3 protein-coding genes are annotated in these 2,813 nt (G+C 64.1%); all 3 read right to left on the minus strand.

All coding sequences use genetic code 11. The features are described 5' to 3' along the window. On the minus strand, positions 1–1,238 hold a 1,238-nt coding region (locus VJ307_05990), incomplete at its 3' end, for a (Fe-S)-binding protein (GenBank protein HJX73690.1). 4 nt (positions 1,239–1,242) lie between these two features. Beyond that, positions 1,243–2,238, minus strand: coding sequence for a sulfate reduction electron transfer complex DsrMKJOP subunit DsrM (gene dsrM, locus VJ307_05995; protein ID HJX73691.1), 996 nt, complete (start codon positions 2,236–2,238; stop codon positions 1,243–1,245). A gap of 12 nt (positions 2,239–2,250) precedes the next feature. After that, the coding region (locus VJ307_06000; protein HJX73692.1) for an RsbRD N-terminal domain-containing protein at positions 2,251–2,813 on the minus strand (563 nt) is incomplete at its 5' end.

Raw genomic sequence — 2,813 nt, forward strand, 5'->3', positions numbered from 1 at the left:
CGCGCGGGGTTGCACGAGTCGTGGAACGTCACCTTGAGCAGATCGTTCTGCGACGGGTCGAGCTTGAGCTTGCCGTGCTTGATGAGGTCGGCCGTGAACTCGACGATGTGGATCATCTTGGTGGAACGGGCGTGCTCGAACCGGGTCCCGGTGATCGGGGAGGTCGGCACCTCGAGGAAGTCGGCGGGGCCGTTCATCGTGTCCATGTACTGGTGCAGGACCCGCCACATGTGGCCGCACTCCCCGCCCAGGATCCACTTGACGCCGAGCCGCTTGGCCTCGGCGTAGATCTTGGCGTTGAGCCGTTTGATCATCTCGTGCGAGGTGAACAGGCCGAAGTTCCCGCCCTCGGAGGCGTAGGTGCTCCACGTGTAGTTGAGGCCGATCTCGTGGAACAGCATCATGTAGCCCATGCAGGTGTAGGTGCCGGGGTCGGCGAGGAAGTCCCCCGAGGGCGTGACGAAGAGGACGTCAGCGCCCTTCTGGTTCAGGGGGATCTTCACGCGGATGCCGGTGGCCTCCTCGATGTCGTCCGCGAAAAAGGTGAGCGTGTCCTTGAGGCCGTGCGGCTGGATGCCCAGGTGATTTCCGGTCCGGAAACAGTTGGAGACGGGCTCGATGACCCAGTTGACGTTCAGGCCGAGGAGGTTGAGGAGCTCGCGGGCCATCATCGTAATCTCGGCGGTGTCGATGCCGTACGGACAGAAGACCGAGCAGCGCCGGCACTCGGTGCACTGGAAGAAGTAGTAGAACCATTCCTTGAGGACGGGGATGGTGAGCTCGCGCCCGCCGGCGATCCGCCCCAGGATCTTCCCCGCAGCCGTGAAGTCGTTCCGGTAGACCGATCGCAGGAGCTCGGCCCGGAGCACGGGCATGTTCTTGGGGTCGCCGCCGCCGATATAGAAATGGCACTTGTCGGCGCACGCGCCGCAGCGCACGCAGATGTCCATGAAGATCTTGAAGGAGCGGTACTTCTCGAGGCGTTCCTTGATCCCGGCGAGGATGATCTCCTTCCAGTTCTCGGGGAGCTTCCAGTCCTCGTCGGTCGGCGACCACTGGCGCGGGTTCGCGAGGCCGAGGTATTCGAGATGCTTCGGCTTGCCCGGGTAGATCCAGGTCCCCGGCCGGAAGTCGACCGGCGTGTCCATCCAACCGGTCTCGGGCGGCCGGTAGTCCAATGCAAGAAGGTCCTCGGGCTTGTAGTATTCCACCTCGTCGAATTTATGGGCCCCAGCCATCGATCTACTCCTTCTCCACCGGGATGCCGGCGGCCTTCATCTTGTCCCGGAAATCGTCCTCGTACTCCTCGTAGGTGTGCACATGGACGGGGGCGTTCCAGGGGTTGATGTGCCGCACCATCCGGTTGTTGTTGGCGAGGTTCCGCGTGGGGCTCAGGAACACGCCGCCCGAGTGCATGAGCTTGCTGAACGGGAAGTAGGCGAGGAGCGTGGCCACCAGCGTGAGGTGCAGGAAGAAGAACCAGTGGATCCCCTTCGGGATCACGGGATGGAAGCTCACGAGCCCCATCCCGAGCTCCTTGACGTTCACGATGTCCGTACGGACGAAGTGCCGCAGCAGCACGCCCGTGCCCGCGATGCCGATGAGGAGGAACAGCGGGAAGTAGTCCGAGGCGAGCGAGAGGTACCGGAGCTGCGGCGTCCATAAGCGCCGGGCGAACAGGAACGCCAAGGCTGCCAAAAAGAAGAGGTTCGACGCCATGACCGGCGGGACTCCGACCTGGAAGAAGCCATCCACGGACTGTAACAGGCTCACGGCATACGGGACCGGCTCGGTGAAGAAGCGGAGGTGGCGCACGAAGATGACCAGGAAGCTGTAATGGAACGCGAGCGCGCCGATCCAGAGCCATATCCCCGGCCCGTAGACCACCTTCGACCCCTCCTCGTGCCGCTCCATCTTCATGTCCCGGAAGAGCGACCGGAAGCACAGGACCTCGAGCGCCAGCCGGCCGATCACGCCGGTCGTGTCGTGCGGGTTATCGAGCCGGTCGGGCCGGATCCAATCCAGCGACTTCTGCTGCCCGCAGGTCGTGGGGATCCGGAAGGGGACCGGCGACTTCGCCCAACCCACGATGCGGTAAATGAAGCCGATCAGGAACGTGGCGATGGCGGCGTACGGCAGGATGGTCCCGAAGAGGAACCTCGCGTCCAGGACTCCGGTCCCCACATAGGCCGCCAGCATGACCGCCAGCACCGCGACCAGGGATAGGAAGACGTTCATCGGACACTCACCTCACTTGGGGAGGACCGTGTCGATCGGGCCGTCCTTCTGTTCCGGATCGACCTCCGGATCGCCGTAACGGATCTTCGACATCTTGCTCAGCGTCGAAACCCGACCCTTGATCTCGTTGACACGGATCTCCGCGATCTTTTTCTGGTAGCCCGCGTAGACGTCGAACGCACACGCCGCCATCCGGTCGATCCTGGACTCGAAGACGATGAGGTCCCTGAGCGCTGCCGTGTCCGTAAGTTCCCCGGCGAGCGCGTCCCGGATGACGCCCTTGAGCGCGAAGAGGAACCAGATCGCCTGGGAAGGGGGGAAGCCCTGGACGCACCGCACCTGGAGGATGCGGTCGAGATGGGGCACGAACTCGCCGGGCGGCGCGTCCGCGACGAGGGCGTCGAACAGCCCCTCGATGCCGGCGGTGGTGGCGGACCCCACGGGGTTGGCGAAGGAGTTCTTCTCCTTCCCGTAGAACGCCACTACGTCCGCGGGGTAGATCTGGAGCGCGGCCTGAACCCACCCGCGCACGATCCCACCCCTTTTCTGCCTGAGCAGGGTCTCCAAACCAGCGG

Source organism: Candidatus Deferrimicrobiaceae bacterium, assembly GCA_035256765.1.
GTDB lineage: Bacteria > Desulfobacterota > Deferrimicrobia > Deferrimicrobiales > Deferrimicrobiaceae > CSP1-8.

Excerpts from the sequence above, each read along its gene's own strand:
- dsrM (HJX73691.1), bottom strand. The coding sequence starts at position 2,238 with ATGAACGTCTTCCTATCCCTGGTCGCGGTGCTGGCGGTCATGCTGGCG.